Genomic DNA, 22,611 nt, shown 5'->3' on the forward strand with positions numbered 1-22,611 from the left:
TTCATGACTGCGGTTCTGATTGACTGTGATCCCGGCATCGATGACGCCCTGGCCCTTGCCTTGGCGGTCGCCTCCCCCGAACTGGACGTGCGCGCGGTGACCTGCGTGGCCGGCAACCGGCCGGTGGGCGTCACCGCCACCAACGCCCGGCGCCTGCTGGACCTGTTCGGCCGGCCTGACATCCCGGTCCACGCCGGTGCCGCCCGGCCCTTGCTGTATCCCCAGGCCCGGACCAACCTGGTGCATGGCGAGGATGGGCTGGGCGGGGTGAGCCTGGACGGCGATGGGCGTCCGGGTGCGGCCCCGGGGGAGGCCGACCATGCGGCCGACGTCCTAGCCCACCTGCTGCTGTCGCCGCTGGGGGCGGACCTGACGATCCTGGCCATGGGACCACTGACCAACCTGGCCCTGGTGGAGATACGGCATCCCGGCCTGCTGGCGCGTGCCCACTCCATCCACATCATGGGTGGGGCCGCCCATTGCCCCGGCAATGTCACCCCAGCGGCGGAGTTCAATTTCTGGGCGGACCCGGCGGCCGCCCATGTGGTCATGACCGCGGGCGCCAGGCTGGAGGTCTTCCCGCTGGACGTGACCGGCCAGGCGGCCATGACGCCCGCGTGGCTGGCGGCCCTGGCGGCCCAACCCACGCGATCGGCCCAGGCCCTGGCCGCCATGCTGGCGGTGTACGGCGAACAGGACCCCCTGCTGCACGACGCCTGTCCGGTGGCGGCCCTGCTGCGGCCCCGGCTGTTCAGCGGACAGGCCGGCCGGCTGGAGGTGGACTGGCGTCCGGGCCCCGACGAGGGGCGCAGCCGCCTTCACCACGAGGGCGAGGTCAACGCCATGCTGTACACCGGCCTGGATACGGATGGCCTGCTGTCCCTGATGGCCGAGCGTTTGGCCCGGCTGCCATGAGGGGACCCGCGCTCGCCCTGGTGCTGATGGTGATGACGGGGCTGGCGTCCGCCGGTGCCAGCGCGCATGCGGCCGACGGCAGCCCGCCACGCGTGGCTTTCTTCGTCAACGGGGCGCTAGGCGACAAGTCCTTCTTCGATTCCGCGGCCCGGGGCCTGCGCCAGGCGGAGGCCGACCTGCACCTGGCCACCCGCACCATCGAGGGCGGCTATGACCCCACGCGGTGGGAAAGCGGCCTGGTGGACCTGGCCGACAGCGGCGACTTCCCCATCATCGTGACCGGCACCTACACCATGGGGCCGCTGGTGCAGAAGGTGGCCCCCGACTATCCGGACGTCACCTTCATCCTGTTCGACGGCGTGGTCGACTACACCCACTGCGCCTGCGGCAACGTCTATTCCATGCGCTTCCGCCAGAACGAGGGCGGCTATCTGGCCGGCGTGCTGGCGGCCGGCCTGGCGCGGGCGGGGACGATAGCCGGGGCCGGAGAAATGGTGGGATTGGTGGGCGCCATGCCCATCCCCGTCATCAACGATTTCGCCACCGGCTACGGGGCCGGTGCGCAGGACGCGGCGCCCGGCATCACCGTGCTGCGCCAGTTCGCCAACTCCTTCTCCGACCCCGCGACGGGCAAGGAGATCGCCAAGGCCCAATATGGCCAGGGGGCCGGCGTCATCTTCCAGGTGGCGGGGGCCACCGGCCAAGGCGTCATCGAGGCGGCCGAGGAAACCGGGCGCTACGTCATCGGCGTGGATTCCGACCAGGCGGCCCTCTACCGGACGTCCAGCCCCCGCCGTGCCGCCCGCATCCTGACCTCCGTCATGAAGAATGTGGACGCCGCCATCCTGCGCGCCCTGCGGCTATGGCAACAAGGCCGGCTGCCGCTGGGCCGGACGGAGTCCCTGGGTCTGAAGGAGGGCGCCATCGGCCTGGCGGACAACCCGGAGGCCGCCCTGACGGTGCCGCCCGCCGTGCGCGCCGCGGTGGCGGCCGCGCGCCAGCGCATCATCGACGGCACCCTGGCCGTGCCCACCGCCTTCGCAGGGGGGCGGCCATGACCGTCGCCCCACTCGCCATCGCCTTGGAGGGTGTGGAGAAGCGCTACCCCAACGGCACCTTGGCCAACAGTGGCGTCAGCTTCGCCGTGGCAGCCGGCGAGATCCACGCCCTGGTGGGTGAGAACGGCGCCGGCAAGTCCACAGTGATGAAGATGCTGTATGGGCTGGAGCGGCCGACGGCCGGCGCCCTGCGCATCCATGGCCGGCCGGTGGACTTCCGCCACCCCGGCGAGGCCATCGCCGCCGGGGTCGGCCTGGTCGCCCAGCACCTGAACTTGGTGCCGTCGCTGACGGTGGCGGAAAACGTGGTGCTGGGGCATGAGCCGCGCCGGGCCGGCGGCCGGCTGGACCGGGCGGCGGCGGCGGCCCGCGTCCGGGCGCTTGTGGAGCAATCCGGGCTGGCGGTGGACCCATCGGCAACGGTGGCCAGCCTGCCGGTGGGGGTGCGCCAGCGGGTGGAAATCCTGAAGGTGCTGCACCGGGGCGCCCGCATCCTGTTGCTGGATGAGCCCACAGCCGTCCTGACCCCGCCGGAGACGGCAACCCTGTTCGCCACCCTGCGCCAATTGGCCGAGGCCGGCCGCACCATCCTGGTCATCACCCACAAGCTGGATGAGGTGAAGGCCCTGGCCGGTGGCGTGACCGTCCTGTGCCAGGGCCGCGTCACCGGCAGCGCCCGCATGGCGGAGCTGGATGAGGGCGCGTTGTCCCACCTGATGGTGGGCCAGGACCTGCCACCCCCGCCCCCTCGAAGCACAGCCCGCACCCGCCCAGCCCCGCGGATCATCGCCCGCGGCCTGGGCTATGTCGACGATGACGGGGCCATCCGGCTGCGCGACGTCGGCTTCGACGTCGCACCCGGCGAGATCCTGGGCATCGCCGGGGTGGAGGGCAACGGGCAGGACGTGCTGGCGCGCCTGCTGTCCGGCGCCGCCATCCCCAACGCCGGCGACGCCCGCCTGGATGGCCGGGCTTTCACCGGCCTCTCCCCCCGCGCCGTCCGCGCCCTCGGCGTGGCGGTGGTGACGGAGGACCGGCTGCATGATGGCGCCGCCCCGACGCTCAGCATCCTCGACAATCTGCTGGCCACCCGCTACGCCCGCCCGCCCCTGTCACGACGGGGCCTAATTGATCGCGGGAGCGCGCGACGCTGGGCGCAGGCCGTGATCGACGGGTTCGGCGTGCGCGCGGCCGGGCCGCACCAGCCCATGGGCGCACTGTCCGGCGGCAACATGCAGAAACTGATCCTGGCGCGTGAGATCGCCGACGCCCCCGCCTTCCTGGTCGCCAGCCAGCCGACCCGGGGCGTGGACATCGCCGCCGCAGCCGCCCTGCAGTCCCGCTTGGCCGCTTTGCGCGACCAGGGTGCCGCCATCCTGCTGATTTCGGCTGACCTGGATGAACTGCTGGCCCTGTCGGACCGCATCGCCGTGCTGTACCGGGGGCGGATTGTTGCCCGGTTCCCGGCCGGGGCCGTCGATGCCCGGACCCTGGGCCTGCACATGACGGGGCTGGGCCCCTCGGTGGACGGGGGCGACCATGACGCCGTCGCGTGAAGGGGCCCGTATCGCCCTGGCCGTGGGCGCTGCCCTGGCCCTGGGCTTCGCCGTCATGGCCTGTGTCAGCGACCAGCCCTGGGCCGCCTTCCGCGCGCTGCTGACCGGCCCCCTGCCCTCGATCGAGCGCGCCGCCGATGGCCGCGTAGCGGTGCATCGGCTGGTACGCTTCGGCGCCTGGCTGCAGGACGCCACCACGCTGACCCTGGTGGGGCTGGCCATCGCCATCCCCTTCCGCGCGCGGCAGTTCTCCTTGGGCGCGGACGGCCAGCTGTTCATGGGCGCGCTGGCGGCGGCCGCCGTCAGCCTGGGTCTGGGGGAAACGCCGACCGCCCTGCCGCTCGCCTTCCTGGCGGCGGCGGCGGCAGGCGCTGGCTGGGGCCTGATGGCAGGGCTGCTGAAAACCCGGTTCGAGGCCAATGAGATCGTAACCACCCTGATGCTGAACGTGGTGGCGGTGCAGGTTTACCGCCTGGCGGTGGGCCGGGTGCTGAACGACCCCTCCGCCGGCTTCATCACCACGCCCCCGCTGCCCGAGGCCGCGACCCTGGCGCCATTGATCGCGCGCACCACCGTGACGGCCATGGTGCTGGTGGCGCCGGCGGCGGTGGCGACGGCCCTGTTCCTGCTGCGCCGGACGACCCTGGGGTATGAGATCGACCTGGCCGGCGCCAACCCCTGGTTCGCGGTCCGCGCCGGGGTGCCGGTGGCCCGGGCCACGACGCTGGCGTTCGCGCTGGGTGGCGCGTTCGCCGGATTGGCGGGTTTCCACGTGTCGAACGCCCTGCTGAAGCGCCTGCCCGTCGACCTCACCCCCGGCATCGGGCTGGAGGGCATCGTGGTGGCGCTGCTGGCGCGCGGGCGGGTGGGCGCCCTGCCCCTGGCGGCCCTGGGCTACGCCTACCTGCGTGTGGGCGCCCAGGCCATGGAGCGCGCCACCGATGTCCCGCGCGAGGTGGTTCTGGTCATCCAGGCGCTGATCATCCTGTTCGTGGTGTCGGACCGCCTGGCGCCCCTGGCCCTGGGGTTGATGCGCCGCGTCCGCACAAGCATAGGGGGGAAACCTGCATGAGCCTGGACCTTGTCGCGGCCGGCACCGTGGCCGCCGTGGTGGCGGCCGCCACCCTGCGCGCCGCCACCCCCATCCTCTTCTCCAGTCTGGGCGGCCTGATCTCCGAACTGGCCGGCTGCATCAACGTGGCGCTGGAGGGCGTGATGCTGGTGGCCGCCTTCGCGGGCGTCATCACCTCCGCCTATTCCGCCCTGTGGTTCCCGGACGCCCCCTGTGGCTGCACCCGTGGCTGGGGTGTGCAGCCGGCCTGTTGGCCGGCACGGCGCTGGCAGGCCTGCTGGCCTTGTTCCATCTGGAGCTGGGGGCCGACCTGATCGTCGCCGGCATCGGGCTGAACATCCTGGCCCAGGGATTGACGGTGCTGCTGATGGCCCACCTGACGGGGGACAAGGGCTCCACCGCCAGCCTGACCAGCTTCGCCATGCCCAGCCTGCGCTGGCCTGGCATGGACGGCGTGCCGGTGCTGGGCGTCCTGCTGAACGGCGACGGGGACGCCGGGCACAACGTGCTCGTCTACTGCGCCCTAGCCGCCGCCGGCCTGATCGCGTGGGCGCTGCGCCACACGGTCTTCGGCTTGCGCCTCAAGGCGGCGGGGGAAAACGCGCAAGCCGCGCTGGCCGCCGGCCTGCCGGTGCAGCGGCTGCGCTACGCCGGCCTGCTGCTGAGCGGCCTGCTGGCCAGCGGCGGCGGCGTTTTCCTCGGCATGGGCTACCTGACGCTGTTCCAGGCCGACATGGCGGCGGGGCGGGGATATCTGGCTCTGGCCGCCGTGTTCCTGGGTGGCCGCCGGCCCCTGGGCATCGTGGCGGCTGCGCTGGTCTTCGGCGGCGCCACCGTCATGGCCGCCCGCCTGGGCCTGCTGGCCGTGCCGGCCGAGGTGGTCTTCATGATCCCGCCCCTGGTCACCATCGCCGCCCTGGTCCTGGTCAAGCAGCACCAACGCCTGGCCGCCCGGCGCCGCGCCGCAGCCGGCCGGGCCACCCTTCTTTCCTCCTGACGGACATGACATCCATGAGCACATCCTCCCTGCATGACCGGATCGCCGGTTCGCTGCTGCTGGCCGGCATGGGCGACGCGCTGGGCGCGCCCACCGAGCAATGGTCCATGGCCGAGATTCTGGCCGCCCATGGCGGGCTGGTTACTGGTTTCGTCACGCCCACGGCCGACACCTTCGCCGGCGCCAACGCCGGCAAGAGGGCGGAGGTGACGGACGACGCCAGCCAGATGTACTACCTAGCCCGCGCCCTGGTGCGCGGCGGGGGCAGGCTGGACGCGGCCGGCTGGGTCGCCTGCCTGCTGGACTGGGCCGACACCTCGCCCAAGGCCGGCTTCATGGGGCCCAGCACGGTGGGCTTCGTGGCGGCCCTGCGTGCCGGCACCGATCCGGCCCTGGTGGGGGTCATCGGCCAGTCGCGGCGCAAGATGACGACCATCGGCACCACCAATGGCGCCGCCATGCGGGTGGCGCCCGCCGGGCTGGTCCATCCCGGCGACCTGGACGCCGCCTGTGCCCAGGCGTTGGTGACCTGCCTGCCCTCGCACGACACCGATGTCGCCATCGCCGCCGCCTGCGCCATCGCCGCCGGCACGGCCCGGGCCCTGGTGACGGACGACCTCGCCGACGTCGTCACCGCCTGCGTCGAGGGGGGACGTCAGGGCGCCACCCTGGCCGCCCGGCATGCCCGCGTGGGGCCCGGCCCCCGCTTCCAGGCGCGCCTGGACCTGGCGTTGAAGATCGCCGGGCAGGCGACGGACGACCTGGCCTTCCTCGAGGCCCTGGACGCACAGGTCGGCGCCTCGGTCCTGGCGGCGGAATCCGTGCCGGCGGCGATCGCCATCCTGGCCTACGCCAAGGGCGACCCGCTTCGCACCATCGCCCTGTCGGCCACCATCGGCAACGACACCGATTCCATCGCCACCATGGCGGGGGCGCTGGCCGGCGCCCTGTGCGGCGCCTCCGCCCTGCCCGCCGGCCTCACCGCCGAGTTCAGGGCGGTGAACGCGGTGGACTATGGCCTGGATGCCCTGGCGGCCGAGTTGGCGGCCATCGCCCAACGGCGGCTGGCGGCATGACGGAGGCCGACACCTTGATGCCCCTGCCCGCCACGGCACGGGAGCGGGCGGACACCCCTGCGGCCGTGGGCAGGGCGCTAGCCCGCTTGGCTGCACCAGTGCGGGACCTGGCGGCGGCACTGACCGCCCGGGGGATCGGCCGTCTGCTGGTGGCCGGGTCCGGCGATAGCCTGTCCGCTGGGCTGATGGCCACGCCGGCTTTCGCCGCCTATGCCGGCATTCCCTGCCAGGCGGTTCAGGCCTTCGACCTGGCGTGCTATGGCCACCCAGACCTGGGAGCCCATACCGCCGTGGCGGTGATCAGTTCCAGCGGGCGTCCGTCGCCGGCCCATGACGCCCTGGCCCGCGCCCAAGAGAGTGGCGCCCTGGTCATCGGCATCTGCGATCGGGAGGGCACGCCCTTCCTCGCCCCGCCGGTGTGGGGCCTGTGCCCCGGCGCCCACAAGGACGGCATGCCCACCCAATCGACCGCCGCCACCCTGGCCGTCCTGATCCTGCTGGCGCTGGAATGGGGCGAGGTGCTGCGGCGGCCAACGGTGGGCCCCCGCCGGGAGGTCGCCGCCCTGCCGGCCACCCTGGAAAGCGTCCTGCGATCCGACACCGCAATCCACACCCTGGGCGCCGCGCTGGCCACCCGGCGCCATCTGCACATCGTCGGCGCCGGCCCCAACACCGGCACCGCCCGCTGCATCGCCGACCTGCTGACGGCGGCGGCGGGACTGGCGGCCCTGCCCCATGCGGTGGAGGAGTTCCACCACGCCCTGCGCCTGCAGGCCCTGACCCCCGCCGACCTGGTGCTGGTCCTGGCACCCCCCGGCGCGCGCGCGGCGGACCACCTGGCCGACACCGCCACCGCCGCCCGCGAGCGCGGTGCGGCAGTGGCGGTACTGGGCGGACCGGACTTCCCCGTGCCCGAGATGGATGAGCCCATGACGCCCCTGCCGTTGCTGATGCAGGGCCAGGCGCTGGCGTTGGCCGCCGGCGACGCGGCCGCGATGGCCGGTCGGTTCCGGACCCTCGCCAGCACGGGAGGCGCCCGATGATCCCGCCCGGACGCCGCCGCTTTGGCCTGCTGGCCTATGGCGACCCCAATATCGACCTGGTCTTCGCCGTGCACCGCGCGCCGGCGGCGGATGAGAAGGTCCTGGGCCGGCACCTGGGCCGCCACGCCGGCGGCACGGCGGCCAACGTGGCCTGCGCCGCCTCTCGCCTGGGCCTGCCCACCGCAGCCTACGGCCGGGTCGGCCGCGATGATGGCGATGGCGACCACCTGGTGGCGGAGTTCCAGCGCTTCGGCGTCGCGCCCCAGTGGGTGCGGCGGGTGCCGGGCCCCTGCGCCACGGCCCTGATCCTGGTGGACGGGGATGGCGAGAAGGCGCTGGTCTACGCCCCGCTGCCCGGTTGGCCGTTGGATGCGGCCACCCTGGCCCCGGCGTTGGAACAGTCCTGCGTCGTCTACGCCATGCCGTACGACCTGGCGGAGTTCGATGTCGTGAGCCGCCTGGCCCGTGCCGCCGGCACCCGGGTCGCCATCGATGTGGAGGCGGCGGTGGCCCCGGGCCCGGAACGGCTGGCCGCGCTGCTGCCCCTGAGCGACATCGTGTTCTTCAACGAAGGCGGGTTCCGTGCCGCGACCGGCCTGCCCCCAACGCCGGAGCATGCGCGGGCGCTGCTGGACCAGGGGCCAGGGCTGGTGGTGGTGACCTTGGGTGCCCGGGGGGCCATCGCCGTGCGGGGCGAGGAGAGCGTGATCCAGCCCGCTTTCCCGGCGTGCCTGGTGGACGCGACCGGGGCTGGCGACTGCTTCAACGCCGCCGTGCTCGCCCGCCTGCTCCACGGCGACAGCCTGGCCGACGCCCTGCGCTTCGCCGCCGCCGCCGCCAGTCTGGCCATCACCGCCATCGGTGCCCGCGCGGGCTTCCCCGACCATGCCGCCGTGGCCTCGGTACTGGACACCGTAGGCCCGGAGGCGAACGACACCGGGCGGGCCCATGGCGGCATCTTCACCCCATAACGCCGGCACCTTGGAGCCCACGTCTCATCACTGGCCCGTGGCCCCGACCAGTCTCATAAGCCTATCAGGGTCATTCTCCGCAGGCGACCAGGTGATGTTTAGTGCGTGCTGACGCCAGCCACTGCCAGACGCAGGATACTACCGGCCTAGGATCCGTAAAAAAAGCTACACTGCTGATATCGTTAAGGAATTTCCGACGACGTCCGCAAGCCATCTATCGGCTACTATCGGTTCTTCCTGATCCTGTACAGCTCTGACGCCCAAACCCAGATTGCGGCGAAAAGTACCATCAGCGTTGGCACAACCCGGCGCCTACGCGAACAGGCAAAGTCTTGCTTGCATCGGATCCGACGCCTACCGGAATGACCACCAAGTCGTTGCCTAGCGTATCGTTCGGCATTGCCACTGGCGAGATGCGCCTCCGACGCAGCAAATTGGCCAACAGCTTTCTCGGCCTGGTCCATATCGCCACCGCTCGATACTGGCTCAAATTTGTCCACACACCCCTTAGCTTGCATCATACCGGACGCGAGCGTCCTGGATGTTCGCCTGGCTGGCGTATGCCCACGTGACGAGACCCATTACCGGCGCAAGAAGCGTCCGCCCCACCTCCGTCAGCTCATAATCCACGCGCGGCGGAATAGTGGGGAACAATGTCCGCTTCACCAACCCGTCGCGTTCCAGTCCGCGCAAGGTGATCGTCAACATCCGCTGCGAGATGCCGTCGATCCGACGCCGCAGCTCATTGAACCGAACTGGTCCATCTTTGAGCGTTGCGATGATGTACAGGCTCCATTTGTCGCCGACGAGATCAAGGATTTCCCGAACCGTCCGGCAGTCGTCCCCTTTGCTGGGGGTAGGAAAATCAATGTCACCAAGTGTCATGGGAGTGCCTTCTTGCGGAGGATCGGCCAGTTACCTCAATAGTGTCGGTAACAAGAGTTTACTACCCTGCTCACGTCAGTGCAAAGGCCTGTCGAAGGCGCCGGTCCGTTCTCGCCGTGAACGCGGACATGAATAGCGCGAGCAACAAGACCACGAGGAATGAAATGAAGATCGCTCTCTTTGGAGGGACCGGACCGACCGGAAGGCACATCATCGAAGAGGCGCTCCGGCAGGGATATCAGCTCTCCGTCTACACGCGGGATGCCGGAAAGCTCTCGACCTTCGGTAACAGGATCGACGTCGTCGTCGGTGACCTGAACAATCGCGAAGCGATCAAGGCATGCGTCGCGGGCGCAAACGCAGTGATCAGCGCGCTGGGGCCTAACAGGCTGAAATCGCGCGCGAAGCGGCCGATCAAGCGCGGCCTCAGTACGATCATCTCCGTCATGGAAGAGCAGAAGGTTCGTCGGCTCATTCAAATTTCGACGGCCGCTTATCGTGATCCGAATGACGGCTTCGACTTCAAGTCGCGAGCATTCGTGCTGCTGTTCAAGCTGATCGTTCGCAACGCCTATGACGACATCAAATCGACCGCTGAACTGGTGAGCAATTCATGCCTGGATTGGACGCTGGTACGGATTCCCAACCTGAAGGATGGGCCAGCAACAGGTCAGGTGGACATTGGCTGGTACGGCAGGACGAAGCTCGGCACGAAGCTGTCGCGCGGGAACCTCGCGAAGTTCCTGGTCGATCAGGTCACAGCCAAGGAGTTCGTGAACGCAGCGCCGGGGATAGCCAATCGTAGCTGAGGGCAAAGGGTATCCGCGATCTGCGGGACAGACCCAGGCGCTCGTCAAACGGAAGGAGAAACCTATGCCATCAGAGGGGTTCACGACGGCTGATGTGCCCGATCAGTCAGGCAAGTGCTTCATCGTTACGGGGGCCAATACCGGCATAGGCTTTGAAGTGGCGAGCGCGCTGGCGGCGCGGCGTGCGCGAGTGCTGCTCGCGTGCCGCGACGAGGCGAAGGCGAGAGCCGCGATGAGCCGGATTCGTCAAAAGACTTCGGGAGCTGAGCTCGCGTTCCTACCACTTGACCTGGCGGATTTGGCGAGCGTGCGACGGGCGGCTGAACTGGCCGCCAAGGAGCCGTGTGTCGACGTGCTGATCAACAATGCCGGCGTGCAGGGACCGACGCTCAAGCACACAGCGCAGGGCTTCGAGCAGACGTTCGGCGTCAATCATCTTGGCTGCTTCGCGTTCAGCGCGCTCATGCTGCCGAAACTCATGGAAACGCCCGGATCGCGCATCGTCATCACGAGCAGCGGGCAGCATAAGGGCGCGAAGATAGAATGGGACGACCTTAGCGCTCAGAAGAGCTACAGGTGGCTTCCACGCTATGGCGCCAGCAAGCTCGCGAACCTGCTCTTCGTCTTCGAGCTGGATCGGCGGCTGAGGGCGGCAGGAGCGCCGGTAACGGCGGTGGCCTGCCACCCGGGTCTTGTCGGGACAAACCTCGCCCGCGGCAGCCGGTGGGGCAACATAGTAATGTCGCTGATCGGCTTGCTATTCGCCACGCCCGCCATGGGCGCCTGGGGCGCGCTGCACGCAGCGACCGGACGAGTAAAGCCAGGCGGTTACTACGGGCCGACGGGACTCTCCGGGCTGCGTGGTCCTTCCGGTGAAGGTGTTCCCTCCAAGGACGCGAGGAATCCGCAGCTCGCCAAGCGACTGTGGGATGTGTCCGTCAAAATGACCAGGATCGACCCTGACTTGCCCTCCGTCGATGGCCCGTCCTGACTTATGGATGGAGGGCGCTGCAGTCGACGCGAAATGGCTCAATTAATCCAAGACTGTCGGTTCAACGACCAGAAGAGTGAGATAATGCTGCAAATCGATCTTTACACCGAGGTCACCTGCCCCTGGTGCATCATCGGGCATCACCGTCTCGACAAGGTCCTGGCGGAACGCTTCCCTGATCTGGACGTGGACATCCGCCAACATCCGGTCCTTCTGCTTCCCGATGCACCGGCCGAGGGCCTCTACATTCCCGATCTTCTTCTCTCGCGCTATGGCGTGACGGATCCGAAGGCGTCGTTCGCCCGGCCGGAGGCGGAAGCGCGGGCATCTGGTCTTGATCTCGACCTGAGCCGTCAGCCCTGGACCTACAGGACGCAGGCAGCGCACGGGTTGATCCTTGCGGCGCGAGCAAAAGGAACGCAGCATCAGTTCGCGGTCGCGATCACCGATGCCCATTTCCTGAAAGCAAGGAACATCTCAGACGCCGATGTCCTCGCGGACATTGCCGTGGCCTATGGGTTCGAACGCGAAGAAGCTCGTGCGATAGCGCTCGACCGCGAGCAACACAGACGTGTCGAGCAGGAGGCGGCCAAATCGATGGCGGCCGGGGTCAGGTCAGTGCCCCACTTTGTATTTGGCGGACGCATCGCCATCAACGGAGGACGCAGCGAAGACGAGATTGCATCGGCTATCCGTGGGGCTGCTGGTGTCGCCGCGTCCGCCTAGCAGCGACCGGGACACCATCGCAGCGAAACACCCAGGGTTGCGCTCCAATGCAAAAGCGGCCTGCAACTTCCGCTCCATCGTCGGCCACAGGGCCATGCTTGCTCAAAGTCGTTTACACGCCTAGCCGAGTGGCGGCTGAAGGCCGACGCTCCGGGTGTCATTAGGTTGCGGTCGCGAGGACAAATTTGGGGATAACGCTAGTTCGTGAATTGTGAGCTACGAGATTTCGACAGCTATCGAAACGCCTACCTCGCCGAGACCCCGACGCACTATCCTTGAATATCCAAAAGCACGCCCCGTCACTCCCACTCGATGGTGCCCGGTGGCTTGCTGGTGATGTCGTAGGTCACGCGGTTGATGCCGCGCACCTCGTTGATGATGCGGGTGGCGACGCGGCCCAGGAACTCGTGGCTGAAGGGGTAGTAGTCGGCGGTCATGCCATCGACCGAGGTCACAGCGCGCAGCGCGCAGGCATAGTCATAGGAGCGGCCGTCGCCCATGACGCCAACAGTGCGCACCGGCAACAACACGGCGAAGGCCTGCCAGATGACGTCGTACAGGCCGGCGTTGCGGATTTCCTCCAGATAGACCGTGTCGGCCTTGCGCAGAATCTCCAGCTTCTCCGGCGTGATCTCACCAGGGATGCGGATGGCCAGTCCCGGGCCCGGGAAGGGGTGGCGGCCGATGAAGGCCTGGGGCAGGCCCAGCTCCACTCCCAGGCGGCGGACCTCATCCTTGAACAGTTCGCGCAGCGGTTCCACCAGCTTCAGGTTCATGCGCTCCGGCAGGCCGCCCACATTGTGGTGCGACTTGATGGTGACGCTGGGTCCGCCGGTGAAGCTGACGCTTTCGATCACGTCGGGATAGAGCGTGCCCTGCGCCAGGAAACCGGCGCCGCCGATCTTCTTGGCCTCGGCATCGAAGATCTCGATGAAGGTGGCGCCGATCGTCTTGCGCTTCACCTCCGGATCGCTGACGCCGGCCAGCTTGCCCAGGAACAGGTCGGCCGCGTCCACATGCACCAACGGGATGTTGTAGTGGTCGCGGAACAGCGTCACCACCTCATCCGCCTCGCCAGCGCGCATCAGGCCGGTGTCGACGAAGATGCAGGTCAGCTGGTCGCCGATGGCCTCATGGATCAGCACGGCGGCGACGGAGCTGTCGACACCGCCGGACAGGCCGCAGATGACCTTGCCGGTACCGACCTGGGCGCGGATCTTCTCGATGGCCTGGGCCTTGAAGGCGGCCATGGTCCAGCTGCCCGACAGGCCGGAGACGGAGAACAGGAAATTGCGGATCAGCGCGTCGCCGTGCGGGGTGTGCACCACCTCAGGATGGAACTGCACGGCGTAGAAGCGGCGGCTGTCGTCGGCGATGATGGCATAGGGCGCGCCCTCGCTGGTCGCCACGATGCGGAAGCCTTCCGGCAGCTTGGCGACGCGGTCGCCATGGCTCATCCATACCTGCTCGCGCGCACCCACCTGCCAAACGCCCTCGAACAGGGCGCAGGGCTCCTTCACGTCGACGAAGGCGCGGCCGAACTCGCGGGTCTCGCCCGGCTCGACCTTGCCGCCCAGCTGCTCGCACATCGTCTGCTGGCCGTAGCAGATGCCCAGCACGGGCACGCCCTTGGTGAAGACGATGCCGGGGGCGCGGGGGCTGCCCTCTTCCGTCACCGAGGCCGGGCTGCCCGACAGGATGATGGCCTTGGGCCCATAGGCCTGGATGGCCGCCTCGCTCATGGAATAGGGGTGGATCTCGCAATACACCCCGGCCTCGCGCACCCGCCGGGCGATGAGCTGGGTCACCTGCGACCCGAAATCGAGAATGAGGACCCGATCGGACGTCGTCTCTGTGGCCATGGGCTTATCCCTATCATTGGGGGTTGCGAGGGTGGCCGCACGCTAGTCCAAGGGGCACGGCACGGCAAGCGCCGGACAGGCAAGGGCCCCCCGCGCCGAACGCGGGCGACCGAACAGGATGGACCTTGAGCGGACTGGATTCAGTTTCGTTATTTTGCTAAATAACGAAATATATCCCCTTGCCTGGAGCCTCCATGCGCCCCCTCCTCCGCCGTCTGCTGGCCGCCGCCCTGATCCTCTCGGCGCCACCGGCATTCGCCCAGCCGTCCGACCAGTCTCCCGGCGCCTCCGATATCGAGGTCAGCCTGGACGGCGGCGGCGGTTCGTCGCTCTACGGTTCCCTGATGCGGCCGGCGGGCTGGACAGGCGGCGTGGCGGTGCTGATGCAGGCGGGCTCCGGCCCCTCCGACCGCGACGGCAATTCCGCCATGCTGACGGTGCGCAGCAACGTGCTGAAGCTGATCGCCCAGGGCCTGGCCGCCGATGGCGTCGCCAGCCTGCGGGTGGACAAGCGCTGCATCGCCAAGAGTTCGGCCGCCTGCCCGGGTGAGGATAAGCTGCGCTTTTCCACCTATGTCGATGACATGGCGGCCTGGGCCCGTTATCTGGCGCGCCAGCCCCAGGTGCGCTGCGTCATGCTGCTGGGCCATTCGGAAGGGGCGACCATCGCCACCCTGGCGGCGGCGCAACTGGCCAAGGAAAAGGTGCCGGTTTGCGGCGTGCTGTCCCTGTCCGGCGCCGGCCGGCCCTTCGGCGATATCCGCCTGCAGCAGATCCGCGACCGGGGCGCCCCGCCTGCCATCCTGGACAAGGTGGCGGCGATCGAGGCGGCGCTGAAGGAGGGTCGCACGGTAGAGGACGTGCCGCCGGCCCTGCGGGTGCTCTACCGCCCCGCCATACAGCCCTATGTCATCTCCCAAGGGGCCGTCAGCCCGACCCAAGCGGCGGCGGCCCTGACGGTGCCGTTGCTGGTGCTGCAGGGCGACACCGACCTGCAGGTGACGGCGGAGGACGCCCGGCTGTTGGCGCAGGCCCAACCCTCGGCCACCCTGGCCCTTATCCCAGGCACCAACCATGTGCTGAAAACGGCGCCGGCCGAGCCCAAGGCCAACATCGCCACCTACACCGACCCCACCCTGCCCCTGGCGCCTGGCGTCATGGACGCCATCACCGGCTTCATTCACCAGGCGGCGCCGGGGAATTAGCGGGCTTCCCGTTCACCGCTCGCTGTACGACGACAACCGGGCCAGGGGCGCCAGGTCCAGCCAGCCGTAGGCGACCTCGGTCAGGCGGGCCCCAGCGAAGGTGATGGGCTGTTCCGCCAAACGACTTCCCCCTAAGCGCTCATAGAACCAGCGGGCGGGGTTGTCGCGCAGCACCCAGACGCAGGCGGAGCGCATGCCCGAACTCATCAGTTCGGTCGCCATGGCCGCCATCAGGCGGCGGCCGTGGCCCTGGTTCTGGGCGTGGTCATAGAGGTAGATGGCGTAGAACTCGCCCTCATAGCCCCGGATTTCCGTGCGCTGGGCGCCACAGGTGGCGAAGCCCACCACGCCGGTGGCCGGCAGGCCGTCGGCGGCGATGTTCTCCCCCATGGCGACGAAGGTGCGGCGCTGGCGCCCGGCCAGCAAGCCGCGCCAGCGCTGGGCATGCGCCTCGGGCGACAGGCCCACCAGGTAATCGTCAGGCAATTGCCCCGGATAGGTCGTGCGCCAGCTGGCGACATGGACGCGGGCGATGGCCGCGGCGTCCGCCACGGTGGCAGACCGCACCAAACCGATTTCCGCCGGACCGTGAGCCATGAACCGCCCCTCGTTCCCGTTACCGTCCCCACCATCCTGCCGCAGATGCGGGCATCCCGCCAGAGGGCGTGCGCGATGGGAAGGTGGGGAATCGTTCGGGAACTTGGACGGAGTCAGGCCTCGGTGGCGTCCTCGCCAGCCTCTTCCGCCTCCGGCTCATCCGCGTTGGGGACACCGGCGGCGGCCTCCTTGCGCACCATGACGGCGGCGAAGAAGCCATCGGTGTCATGGCGGGCCGGGGACAGCGACAGCATGCCGTTGGTGCTGGGCGGCGTGCCCATGCCCTCGGGCCATGCCTCGGTGACGGGCAGCAGGGTGAAGTCAGGATGGCTGGCCAGGAAGCTGGTCACCTGGTCCTGGTTCTCCTCCGGCAGCAGCGAGCAAGTGGCGTAGACCAGGCGGCCGCCCGGGCGCACCAGGCGGGCGGCGCTGTCCAGGATTTCCGCCTGCAGGGGCAGCAGCTCCGACAGACCGGGGCCCAGCTGGCGCCAGCGGGCGTCGGGGTTGCGGCGCCAGGTGCCGGTGCCGCTGCAGGGCGCATCCACCACCACGCGGTCGAAACGGCCCTTGTGCCGCTTCACCCAGGGATCGCGGGCCGACTTGATGGGCCGCGTCTCGATGTTGTGCAGGCCGGCGCGGCGGAACCGCTCCTGCGCGCGCTTCAACCGGCCGTCCAGCACGTCGCAGGCGACGACACGGCCCTTGTTGTTCATCATGGCGGCGATGGCCAGCGTCTTGCCGCCAGCGCCGGCGCAGAAGTCCACCACCTGCTGGCCCGGCTGCGGATTGGCGGCGAAGGCCACCAGTTGCGAGCCCTCATCCTGGATTTCCAGCAAGCCGTCCTGGAAGGCCTTCAGCGTGGCAATGGGAAAGCGGTTGCGCACCCGGATGCCCAGGGCCGAGATCTTGGTCGGCTCCGCCTGCACGCCGGCCTTGGCCAGGGCCGCCAGCGCCTGCTCCCGCGTGCCCTTCACCGGGTTGACGCGCAGATCCATGGGGGCGGCCCCCAGCATGGCCTGCATCTCCGGCACGAAGCGCTCGCCCAGGGCGTTGCGCAGCGTGTCCGCCGCCCAATCCGGCACCTCCGCCACCACGGCGTCCGGCTGTTGCGGGTGCTCCAGCGTATGGGTTTCCAGCGCCTGGATCAGGGCGCGCTCATGCGCCTCCAACGGCGGGGGCGCGAACTTGCCACCGTTGAAATGCTCCGCCACCGAAGACGCGCTGCGGCCCCGGGTCAGCAGTTCATCGGCGATCAGCAGCGCGCGGGCGTCCACCGCCGGCTGGGCCGTACCATCCGCATTGGCACCACCATAGCCGGCGCGGTTCAGCCACCAGTGCAGGCGGGCCCAGCGCCGCAGGATGCCGTAGACCTTCTCCGCCACGTCGGTGCGGTCCTTGGCGCCGATATAGCGGCGCGCGCGGAAAAAGGCGCTGGCCACGGCATCGGCGGGGCGCGGCGTGGCCAGAACTTCCGTCAGAAGGTCGATGGCCGCCTGCAGGCGAGCGGTCGGGGTCATCAGTATATTGTTCCTCAAACGCCGGCGGGCCATCCGGCCCTTGGCTTATCCTCGGTTTCCAGTCCGCTTCGCTTCCCGGAAACCTCCGGCGGCCGCAGTCGCGGCCTACAGCGGCATGAGACTTATCTCATGCCGCTGAGGGCGCCCCAACTATGGATGGAAGAAGCAAACGTGGCCCGAAATCAACCCGGACGGTAGTTGGGCGATTCGTTGGTGATCTGGATGTCGTGGACGTGGCTTTCGCGCAGGCCCGCGTTGGTGATGCGCACGAAGCGGCAGTTCTGCTGCATCTCCGGCAGGGTGGCGTTGCCGGTGTAGCCCATGGCGGCGCGCAGGCCGCCGACCAGCTGGTGGATGACGCTGCCCACGGGGCCCTTGTACGGCACGCGGCCTTCCACGCCCTCGGGCACCAGCTTCAGGGTGTTGGTGACCTCGGCCTGGAAGTAGCGGTCGGCGGAGCCGCGGGCCATGGCGCCCACCGAGCCCATGCCGCGATAGCTCTTGTAGCTGCGGCCCTGGTACAGGATGACCTCGCCCGGGCTTTCGTCCGTGCCGGCGAACATGCTGCCCAGCATGGCGACGTCGGCGCCGGCGGCGATGGCCTTGGCCAGGTCGCCGGAATACTTGATGCCGCCGTCGGCGATGACGGGAATGCCGCGCTCACGGCAGGCGTCCACCACGTCCATCACGGCGGTCAGCTGGGGCACGCCCACGCCGGCGACGATGCGGGTGGTGCAGATGCTGCCCGGGCCGATGCCCACCTTGATGGCGTCCGCGCCGGCGTCGATCAGGGCGCGGGCGGCGTCACCAGTGGCGACGTTGCCGGCGATGACCTGGGTGTAGTTCGACAGCGCGCGGGCGGCGCGCACCTGGTCGGCCACCTTGGAGGAATGGCCGTGGGCGGTATCGACCACCAGCACGTCCACCTGGGCGTCGAACAGCGCCTCGGCACGGGCCAGGCCATCCGGGCCGGTGCCGGTGGCTGCGGCCACGCGCAGGCGGCCCTTCTCATCCTTGCAGGCGTTGGGGTGCGACTGCGCCTTCTCGATGTCCTTCACCGTGATCAGGCCGATGCAGCGGTAGCTGTCGTCCACCACCAGCAGCTTTTCGATGCGGTGGGTGTGCAGCAGGCGCTTGGCCTCATCCTTGCCCACACCCTCGCGCACGGTGATCAGGTTCTGATGCGTCATCAGTTCCGACACCGGCTGGTGGGGGTTGGTGGCGAAGCGGACGTCGCGGTTGGTCAGGATGCCGACCAGCTTGCCCGCCGCACCATTCTCCACCACCGGAATGCCGGAGATGCGATAGCGGGCCATCAGGCCCAGGGCGTCGGCCAGGGTGGCGTCGGCGGCGATGGTGATGGGGTTGACCACCATGCCGGATTCGAAGCGCTTCACCCGGCGCACTTCCTCAGCCTGGCGCTCGATGTCCATATTGCGGTGGATGACACCCATGCCGCCGGCCTGGGCCATGGCGATGGCCAGGGCCAATTCCGTCACGGTGTCCATGGCGGCGGACATCAGGGGGATGCCCAGTTCGATGGTCTTGGTCAGCCGCGTGCGGGTGTCCACCTCGGCCGGCATCACGCTGGACGCCGCGGGCTCCAGCAAGACGTCGTCGAAGGTCAGGGCTTCGCGGATTTGGAGCGCACGGGTCATGAACCATCTCCCTAGGCGGGCCGGCCGTAGGATGTGGCGGGCCCAGGCGTCAGATACGGGTATGGGACGACCCGTCCGCCCCCACACATGGGGCCGGCCGCGTCATCCAGGGCTTAAGGTTCGATGCACTATACACGCGCTTGCCCGCTTGTGAACCCACCAGATATGGGTCAAATCCGCCATGCAGACTTGCGCGGACCTCACCCCTCACGGGGTGGAAAGGTTAAGGATTTAGTCCTCATCCCCCTCGGCGACGTCATCGTCCCGCCGGGTGGTGGCGCCGCGGAAGCCGGTGGCGACCACATAGGTTTCCGAGCTGTCGGCGCGGCTGGCCGGCGGCTTGGCGTGGCGCACCACGGCGAAGTCGCGCTTCAGCAGGTCCAGCAGGCTGCGCTCCGCCCCGCCCTGGAACAGCTTGGCGACGAAGGCGCCGCCGGGGGCCAGCACTTCGGCCGCGAAGGCGTAGGCGGCGTCGGCCAGCGCCATGATGCGCAAATGGTCGGTCTTGGGGTGGCCGGTGGTGGGGGCCGCCATGTCGGACAGCACCACATCGGCCGGGCCGCCCAGGGCCGCCTTCAGCTGGTCGGGCGCCTCGGGCAGCAGGAAGTCCATCTGCATGGTGATGGCGCCGGGCACATCCTCCATGCCCAGGATGTCCAGGCCCACGACCTTGGCGCCGCGCACCTTCTCCACCGCCACCTGGGTCCAGCCGCCGGGGGCCGCACCCAGATCCACCACGCGGGTGCCAGGCTTCAGCAGGTGATACTTCTCATCCAGCTGCAGCAGCTTGAAGGCCGCGCGCGAGCGGTAGCCGCGCTTCTTGGCTTCCGCCACATAGGGATCGTTCAGCTGGCGCTCCAGCCAGCGGGCGGAGGAAACGGAGCGCTTGGCCGCCGTCTTCACGCGCACGGTCAGGCCGCGACCGCTGAGTTGGCTACCCGTGCCCTTGGCCCCGGAACCCTTTGACTTGGTCATGATAAACACCCGGTTTGGCGGACCGGGCCCACGGCCCCGTCATCTCTCGGCATCGATTCGAAGCGGCGCATATTGGTCCTGATGCCGCCAAAGGCAAGTGAAACCTCAAGACAAAGCACGCGGGGCCGCCATGACCCGGCCTAGCCGGGGCAACGGGTGGCGGCCAGCAGCTCGGTGAGGATGCCCTCGCGGACGCCCCGGTCGGCGATGCGCAGGTTTTCCACCGGCCACCGTTCCCAGATGGCCTCCAGCACGGCGCAGCCGGCGATGACCAGATCCGCCCGATCGTGGCCGATGCAGGGATGGGCGGAGCGGCCAGCGTAATCCAGGTCCAGCAGCGACTTGCTGATGGCCCGCGCCTCCTCCAGCCCCAGCCACGACCCGTCGACCTGGGACCGGTCATACCGGGTCAGGCCCAGGCGGATGCCGGCCAGCGTGGTGACCGTGCCCGAGGTGCCCAGCATCTGCACCCGGCCGGCCGCCACCTCGCGCCGGATGTCGTTGCGGGCATCGAAATCCGCCAGGGCCGCGCCCACGGTGTCCACCATGCCGCGATAGGCCTCGGGCAGGACGCGGTCGCCGCCGAAGGTTTCCGTCAGGCTGACCACCCCCTGGGGCACCGACACCTGGTCGATCAGCATGGGCCGTCCCCGGCTGAAGGACAGCCACATGATCTCCGTCGAGCCGCCGCCGATGTCGAACACCAGGGCGCGGGGGATGCGGCGGTTCAGCAGGGCGGCGCAACCGGCCAGCGCCAGCCGCGCCTCCTCCTCCGCCGAGATGATCTCGATGCGGATGCCGGTTTCCTCCGCCACGCGGTCGATGAAGCTGCCGCAGTTGGCGGCGCGACGGCAGGCTTCCGTCGCCACGGCGCGCAAATCGGTGACGCCGCGCCGGCGCATCTTGTTGCCGCAAATCTTCAAGGCCGCCACGGTGCGGGCCATGGCCTCATCCGACAGGGCGTTGGTCCGGCTCACCCCCTCGCCCAGCCGCACGATGCGGGAAAAGGCGTCGATGATGCGGAAGCCCTCCCGCCCCGGACGGGCGATCAGCAGGCGGCAATTGTTGGTGCCCAGGTCCAGCGCGGCCAACACCGGCCGCCGCAAAGGCTCACCCGGGCCCGCGCCCCGGGAGGCGCGGGTTTCAGGCAGGGGCTGAACGCCCGTTTCACTCATCGCCGAACCAGCCTTTTCCGTCACGCCCGTTCCGGGCTTCCCGCCGCCCTTCCGGCGCCCGGTCAGCCACCCCGGACCAATGTCCTGGGGGGCGCCCCGGCGCCGCTGCGGCACACAAGGGGTACTCTAGACCATGAAAGCGGCCCCGCACCACCACCCTCGCGCACGCGGCAGCGCCCCGCAATTGCACCATCGGCGGCCCTTGCGTCCCTCCCCGCCCAGCCCGGCCCCGCTTTCCGCCACCGTCAAAAAAAATCCAAGAAAGGGCTACACATCCCCCAAGAGGGGTGTTATAAGCCGCGCCGTCCGACGGACATGGAGGCAAACGCCACCGCGTTCGTTCTGCTGGGGGATCGTCTAGCGGTAGGACTACGGACTCTGACTCCGTCAACCTTGGTTCGAATCCAAGTCCCCCAGCCAATTTCTTCCGCGACAGCTCTGGTCACCTGAGCATCGACGCCATTCCAGGCGTCATCGCGGCCCGTCCTGCTGGGGGATCGTCTAGCGGTAGGACTACGGACTCTGACTCCGTCAACCTTGGTTCGAATCCAAGTCCCCCAGCCAAACGGCCTTTGATCCGGCACTTTCCGCAAATTCACTGCACCGTTCGGCATCGCGCGCTATGGCCTGCGGATGGCTGCCCCACGTTGCGGCCCTTCCAGGGATATGCCAGGCTATCCCCGCCAAACCACTCTGGAAGAGAGCCGCGCCATGTCACACAGCGTCGTCGGCAAATGGGGAAAGAACCTGGCCATCCGCGTGCCCATGGACGTGGCGCGCGCCACCGGCCTGATGGATGGCGAGAAAGTGGACGTCGAGATCCAGGACGGTGACCTGATCATCCGCCGCCAAGCCGCCCATATCCGGGCGCGGGACGACGCGGCGGCGGCGGCCGCTGAAATCATGGCTGAAAGCCGCCACCATTCCTTGGGCTCCACATCAATACGGGAACTGCTTGAGGAAGGCAGAAGGGGATGAGCGTCGTCCTCGATGCCTCCATGGCCATCGCCTGGCTCTTTGACGATGAACGGACAGCGTCGGCACATGCGGCCATGCTGCGCGTCGTGGCCGAAGGCGCCTTGGTTCCCGCCCTTTGGCGGCTTGAGGTCGCCAATGTCCTGCGCAACGCCGTCAGGCGGGGCCGGTGTGATGAGGCCTATGTCGACCGGTCGCTCACCCGGCTGGGTCGCATGGCCATCCAGAGCGATGAGGAAACGGACAGCCAGGCATGGACCGCGACCCGAAGGCTAGCGCGGGAAGAGGATTTGACACTGTATGATGCGGCCTATCTGGAGCTGGCCCTGCGGCGGAGTATTCCGTTGGCTTCCTGTGATGCCGCCTTGATCGCCGCCGCGCAGCGCCGCGGCCTGGAGGTCCTCTCGGCCTAACACACCGTTGACAGCGCCCCGTCAATCATCGTTTCCTCAACCGCAGTGCGCAGTGGGGCGCCACCTGTCCGCGGCAAGGGGGCCTGGCCTCCACCCATTCGGCTTCGTCCGTACCCGACATATCCCTTCTTCCGG

General features: G+C 68.9%; 22 protein-coding genes and 2 tRNA genes. 17 read left to right on the forward strand and 7 right to left on the reverse strand.

Annotated features, from left to right (window positions below; all coding sequences use genetic code 11):
• The first annotated feature begins 3 nt into the window (after positions 1 to 3).
• Genes UCD39_RS15535 through UCD39_RS15575 form a run of 9 tightly spaced genes read left to right on the forward strand, consistent with a single transcriptional unit; the run spans position 4 to position 8,688 of the window.
• On the forward strand, positions 4 to 915 hold the full coding sequence (locus tag UCD39_RS15535; RefSeq protein ID WP_330496868.1) for a nucleoside hydrolase: 912 nt from the start codon (positions 4 to 6) through the stop codon (positions 913 to 915).
• The gene (locus UCD39_RS15540) at positions 912 to 1,973 is read left to right on the forward strand and encodes a BMP family ABC transporter substrate-binding protein (protein WP_330496869.1); all 1,062 of its coding nucleotides are present in this window, start codon (positions 912 to 914) and stop codon (positions 1,971 to 1,973) included. Before UCD39_RS15535 ends, UCD39_RS15540 begins: the two co-directional genes overlap by 4 nt.
• A complete protein-coding gene (locus tag UCD39_RS15545) occupies positions 1,970 to 3,529 on the forward strand; it encodes an ABC transporter ATP-binding protein (RefSeq protein WP_330496870.1) in 1,560 nt (519 codons plus the stop codon). The genes UCD39_RS15540 and UCD39_RS15545 overlap by 4 nt, the downstream gene beginning before the upstream one ends.
• Positions 3,513 to 4,601, forward strand: coding sequence for an ABC transporter permease (locus UCD39_RS15550; RefSeq protein ID WP_330496871.1), 1,089 nt, complete (start codon positions 3,513 to 3,515; stop codon positions 4,599 to 4,601). The genes UCD39_RS15545 and UCD39_RS15550 overlap by 17 nt, the downstream gene beginning before the upstream one ends.
• A complete protein-coding gene (locus UCD39_RS15555) occupies positions 4,598 to 4,915 on the forward strand; it encodes a hypothetical protein (RefSeq protein ID WP_330496872.1) in 318 nt (105 codons plus the stop codon). Before UCD39_RS15550 ends, UCD39_RS15555 begins: the two co-directional genes overlap by 4 nt.
• Positions 4,852 to 5,598, forward strand: coding sequence for an ABC transporter permease (locus UCD39_RS15560; RefSeq protein WP_330496873.1), 747 nt, complete (start codon positions 4,852 to 4,854; stop codon positions 5,596 to 5,598). The genes UCD39_RS15555 and UCD39_RS15560 overlap by 64 nt, the downstream gene beginning before the upstream one ends.
• A 14-nt stretch (positions 5,599 to 5,612) precedes the next feature.
• Complete coding sequence (locus UCD39_RS15565) at positions 5,613 to 6,674, forward strand: ADP-ribosylglycohydrolase family protein (RefSeq protein WP_330496874.1); 1,062 nt, start codon at positions 5,613 to 5,615, stop codon at positions 6,672 to 6,674.
• Positions 6,671 to 7,717: an SIS domain-containing protein gene (locus tag UCD39_RS15570; RefSeq protein WP_330496875.1), complete on the forward strand. Its 1,047-nt coding sequence runs from the start codon at positions 6,671 to 6,673 to the stop codon at positions 7,715 to 7,717. The genes UCD39_RS15565 and UCD39_RS15570 overlap by 4 nt, the downstream gene beginning before the upstream one ends.
• Positions 7,714 to 8,688 carry a carbohydrate kinase family protein gene (locus tag UCD39_RS15575; protein ID WP_330496876.1) on the forward strand — a complete coding sequence of 325 codons (975 nt, stop codon included), beginning with the start codon at positions 7,714 to 7,716 and terminating at the stop codon, positions 8,686 to 8,688. Before UCD39_RS15570 ends, UCD39_RS15575 begins: the two co-directional genes overlap by 4 nt.
• Before the next feature lie 507 nt (positions 8,689 to 9,195).
• Here UCD39_RS15575 and UCD39_RS15580 read toward each other — a convergent pair.
• Positions 9,196 to 9,573, reverse strand: coding sequence for a winged helix-turn-helix transcriptional regulator (locus UCD39_RS15580; protein ID WP_330496877.1), 378 nt, complete (start codon positions 9,571 to 9,573; stop codon positions 9,196 to 9,198).
• A 164-nt stretch (positions 9,574 to 9,737) separates the two neighbouring features.
• Here UCD39_RS15580 and UCD39_RS15585 point away from each other — a divergent pair, with 164 nt between their 5' ends.
• The 3 genes from UCD39_RS15585 to UCD39_RS15595 all read left to right on the forward strand — a co-directional run bounded on the left by UCD39_RS15585 (position 9,738) and on the right by UCD39_RS15595 (position 12,099).
• Complete coding sequence (locus tag UCD39_RS15585) at positions 9,738 to 10,382, forward strand: SDR family oxidoreductase (protein ID WP_330496878.1); 645 nt, start codon at positions 9,738 to 9,740, stop codon at positions 10,380 to 10,382.
• Between the two features lie 64 nt (positions 10,383 to 10,446).
• Positions 10,447 to 11,373: an oxidoreductase gene (locus tag UCD39_RS15590; protein WP_088871133.1), complete on the forward strand. Its 927-nt coding sequence runs from the start codon at positions 10,447 to 10,449 to the stop codon at positions 11,371 to 11,373.
• Between the two features lie 84 nt (positions 11,374 to 11,457).
• A complete protein-coding gene (locus UCD39_RS15595) occupies positions 11,458 to 12,099 on the forward strand; it encodes a DsbA family oxidoreductase (protein WP_330496879.1) in 642 nt (213 codons plus the stop codon).
• A 299-nt stretch (positions 12,100 to 12,398) separates the two neighbouring features.
• Here the strand turns inward: UCD39_RS15595 and guaA are convergent, their stop codons facing one another.
• Complete coding sequence (guaA, locus tag UCD39_RS15600; RefSeq protein ID WP_330496880.1) at positions 12,399 to 13,961, reverse strand: glutamine-hydrolyzing GMP synthase; 1,563 nt, start codon at positions 13,959 to 13,961, stop codon at positions 12,399 to 12,401.
• A gap of 194 nt (positions 13,962 to 14,155) precedes the next feature.
• Here guaA and UCD39_RS15605 point away from each other — a divergent pair, with 194 nt between their 5' ends.
• Positions 14,156 to 15,166 carry an alpha/beta hydrolase gene (locus UCD39_RS15605; protein ID WP_330496881.1) on the forward strand — a complete coding sequence of 337 codons (1,011 nt, stop codon included), beginning with the start codon at positions 14,156 to 14,158 and terminating at the stop codon, positions 15,164 to 15,166.
• Between the two features lie 12 nt (positions 15,167 to 15,178).
• Here UCD39_RS15605 and UCD39_RS15610 read toward each other — a convergent pair whose 3' ends face one another.
• The 5 genes from UCD39_RS15610 to UCD39_RS15630 form a co-directional block, all read right to left on the reverse strand.
• Positions 15,179 to 15,763, reverse strand: coding sequence for a GNAT family N-acetyltransferase (locus tag UCD39_RS15610; protein WP_330496882.1), 585 nt, complete (start codon positions 15,761 to 15,763; stop codon positions 15,179 to 15,181).
• A 113-nt stretch (positions 15,764 to 15,876) separates the two neighbouring features.
• Positions 15,877 to 17,280: an RsmB/NOP family class I SAM-dependent RNA methyltransferase gene (locus UCD39_RS15615; protein WP_330496883.1), complete on the reverse strand. Its 1,404-nt coding sequence runs from the start codon at positions 17,278 to 17,280 to the stop codon at positions 15,877 to 15,879.
• A gap of 182 nt (positions 17,281 to 17,462) precedes the next feature.
• Entirely contained in the window at positions 17,463 to 18,938 is a 1,476-nt protein-coding gene (guaB, locus tag UCD39_RS15620; protein ID WP_330496884.1) for an IMP dehydrogenase, read from the reverse strand.
• 231 nt (positions 18,939 to 19,169) lie between these two features.
• The gene (locus UCD39_RS15625) at positions 19,170 to 19,913 is read right to left on the reverse strand and encodes an RlmE family RNA methyltransferase (protein ID WP_330496885.1); all 744 of its coding nucleotides are present in this window, start codon (positions 19,911 to 19,913) and stop codon (positions 19,170 to 19,172) included.
• Positions 19,914 to 20,053: 140 nt separating this feature from the next.
• A complete protein-coding gene (locus tag UCD39_RS15630; protein WP_330496886.1) occupies positions 20,054 to 21,088 on the reverse strand; it encodes a Ppx/GppA phosphatase family protein in 1,035 nt (344 codons plus the stop codon).
• A 346-nt stretch (positions 21,089 to 21,434) separates the two neighbouring features.
• On the opposite strand from UCD39_RS15630, the gene UCD39_RS15635 reads away from it, so the two are divergent.
• The 4 genes from UCD39_RS15635 to UCD39_RS15650 all read left to right on the forward strand — a co-directional run bounded on the left by UCD39_RS15635 (position 21,435) and on the right by UCD39_RS15650 (position 22,476).
• Positions 21,435 to 21,508: transfer RNA gene (locus UCD39_RS15635), tRNA-Gln, on the forward strand.
• A 70-nt stretch (positions 21,509 to 21,578) separates the two neighbouring features.
• Positions 21,579 to 21,652 (forward strand) — tRNA-Gln (locus tag UCD39_RS15640).
• 147 nt (positions 21,653 to 21,799) lie between these two features.
• Entirely contained in the window at positions 21,800 to 22,066 is a 267-nt protein-coding gene (locus tag UCD39_RS15645; protein ID WP_330496887.1) for an AbrB/MazE/SpoVT family DNA-binding domain-containing protein, read from the forward strand.
• The gene (locus UCD39_RS15650; RefSeq protein WP_330496888.1) at positions 22,063 to 22,476 is read left to right on the forward strand and encodes a type II toxin-antitoxin system VapC family toxin; all 414 of its coding nucleotides are present in this window, start codon (positions 22,063 to 22,065) and stop codon (positions 22,474 to 22,476) included. Before UCD39_RS15645 ends, UCD39_RS15650 begins: the two co-directional genes overlap by 4 nt.
• Positions 22,477 to 22,611: the final 135 nt, after the last annotated feature.

It is taken from the genome of Nitrospirillum karajorum (genome assembly GCF_036348415.1).
In the GTDB taxonomy this organism is placed as follows: domain Bacteria; phylum Pseudomonadota; class Alphaproteobacteria; order Azospirillales; family Azospirillaceae; genus Nitrospirillum; species Nitrospirillum amazonense_B.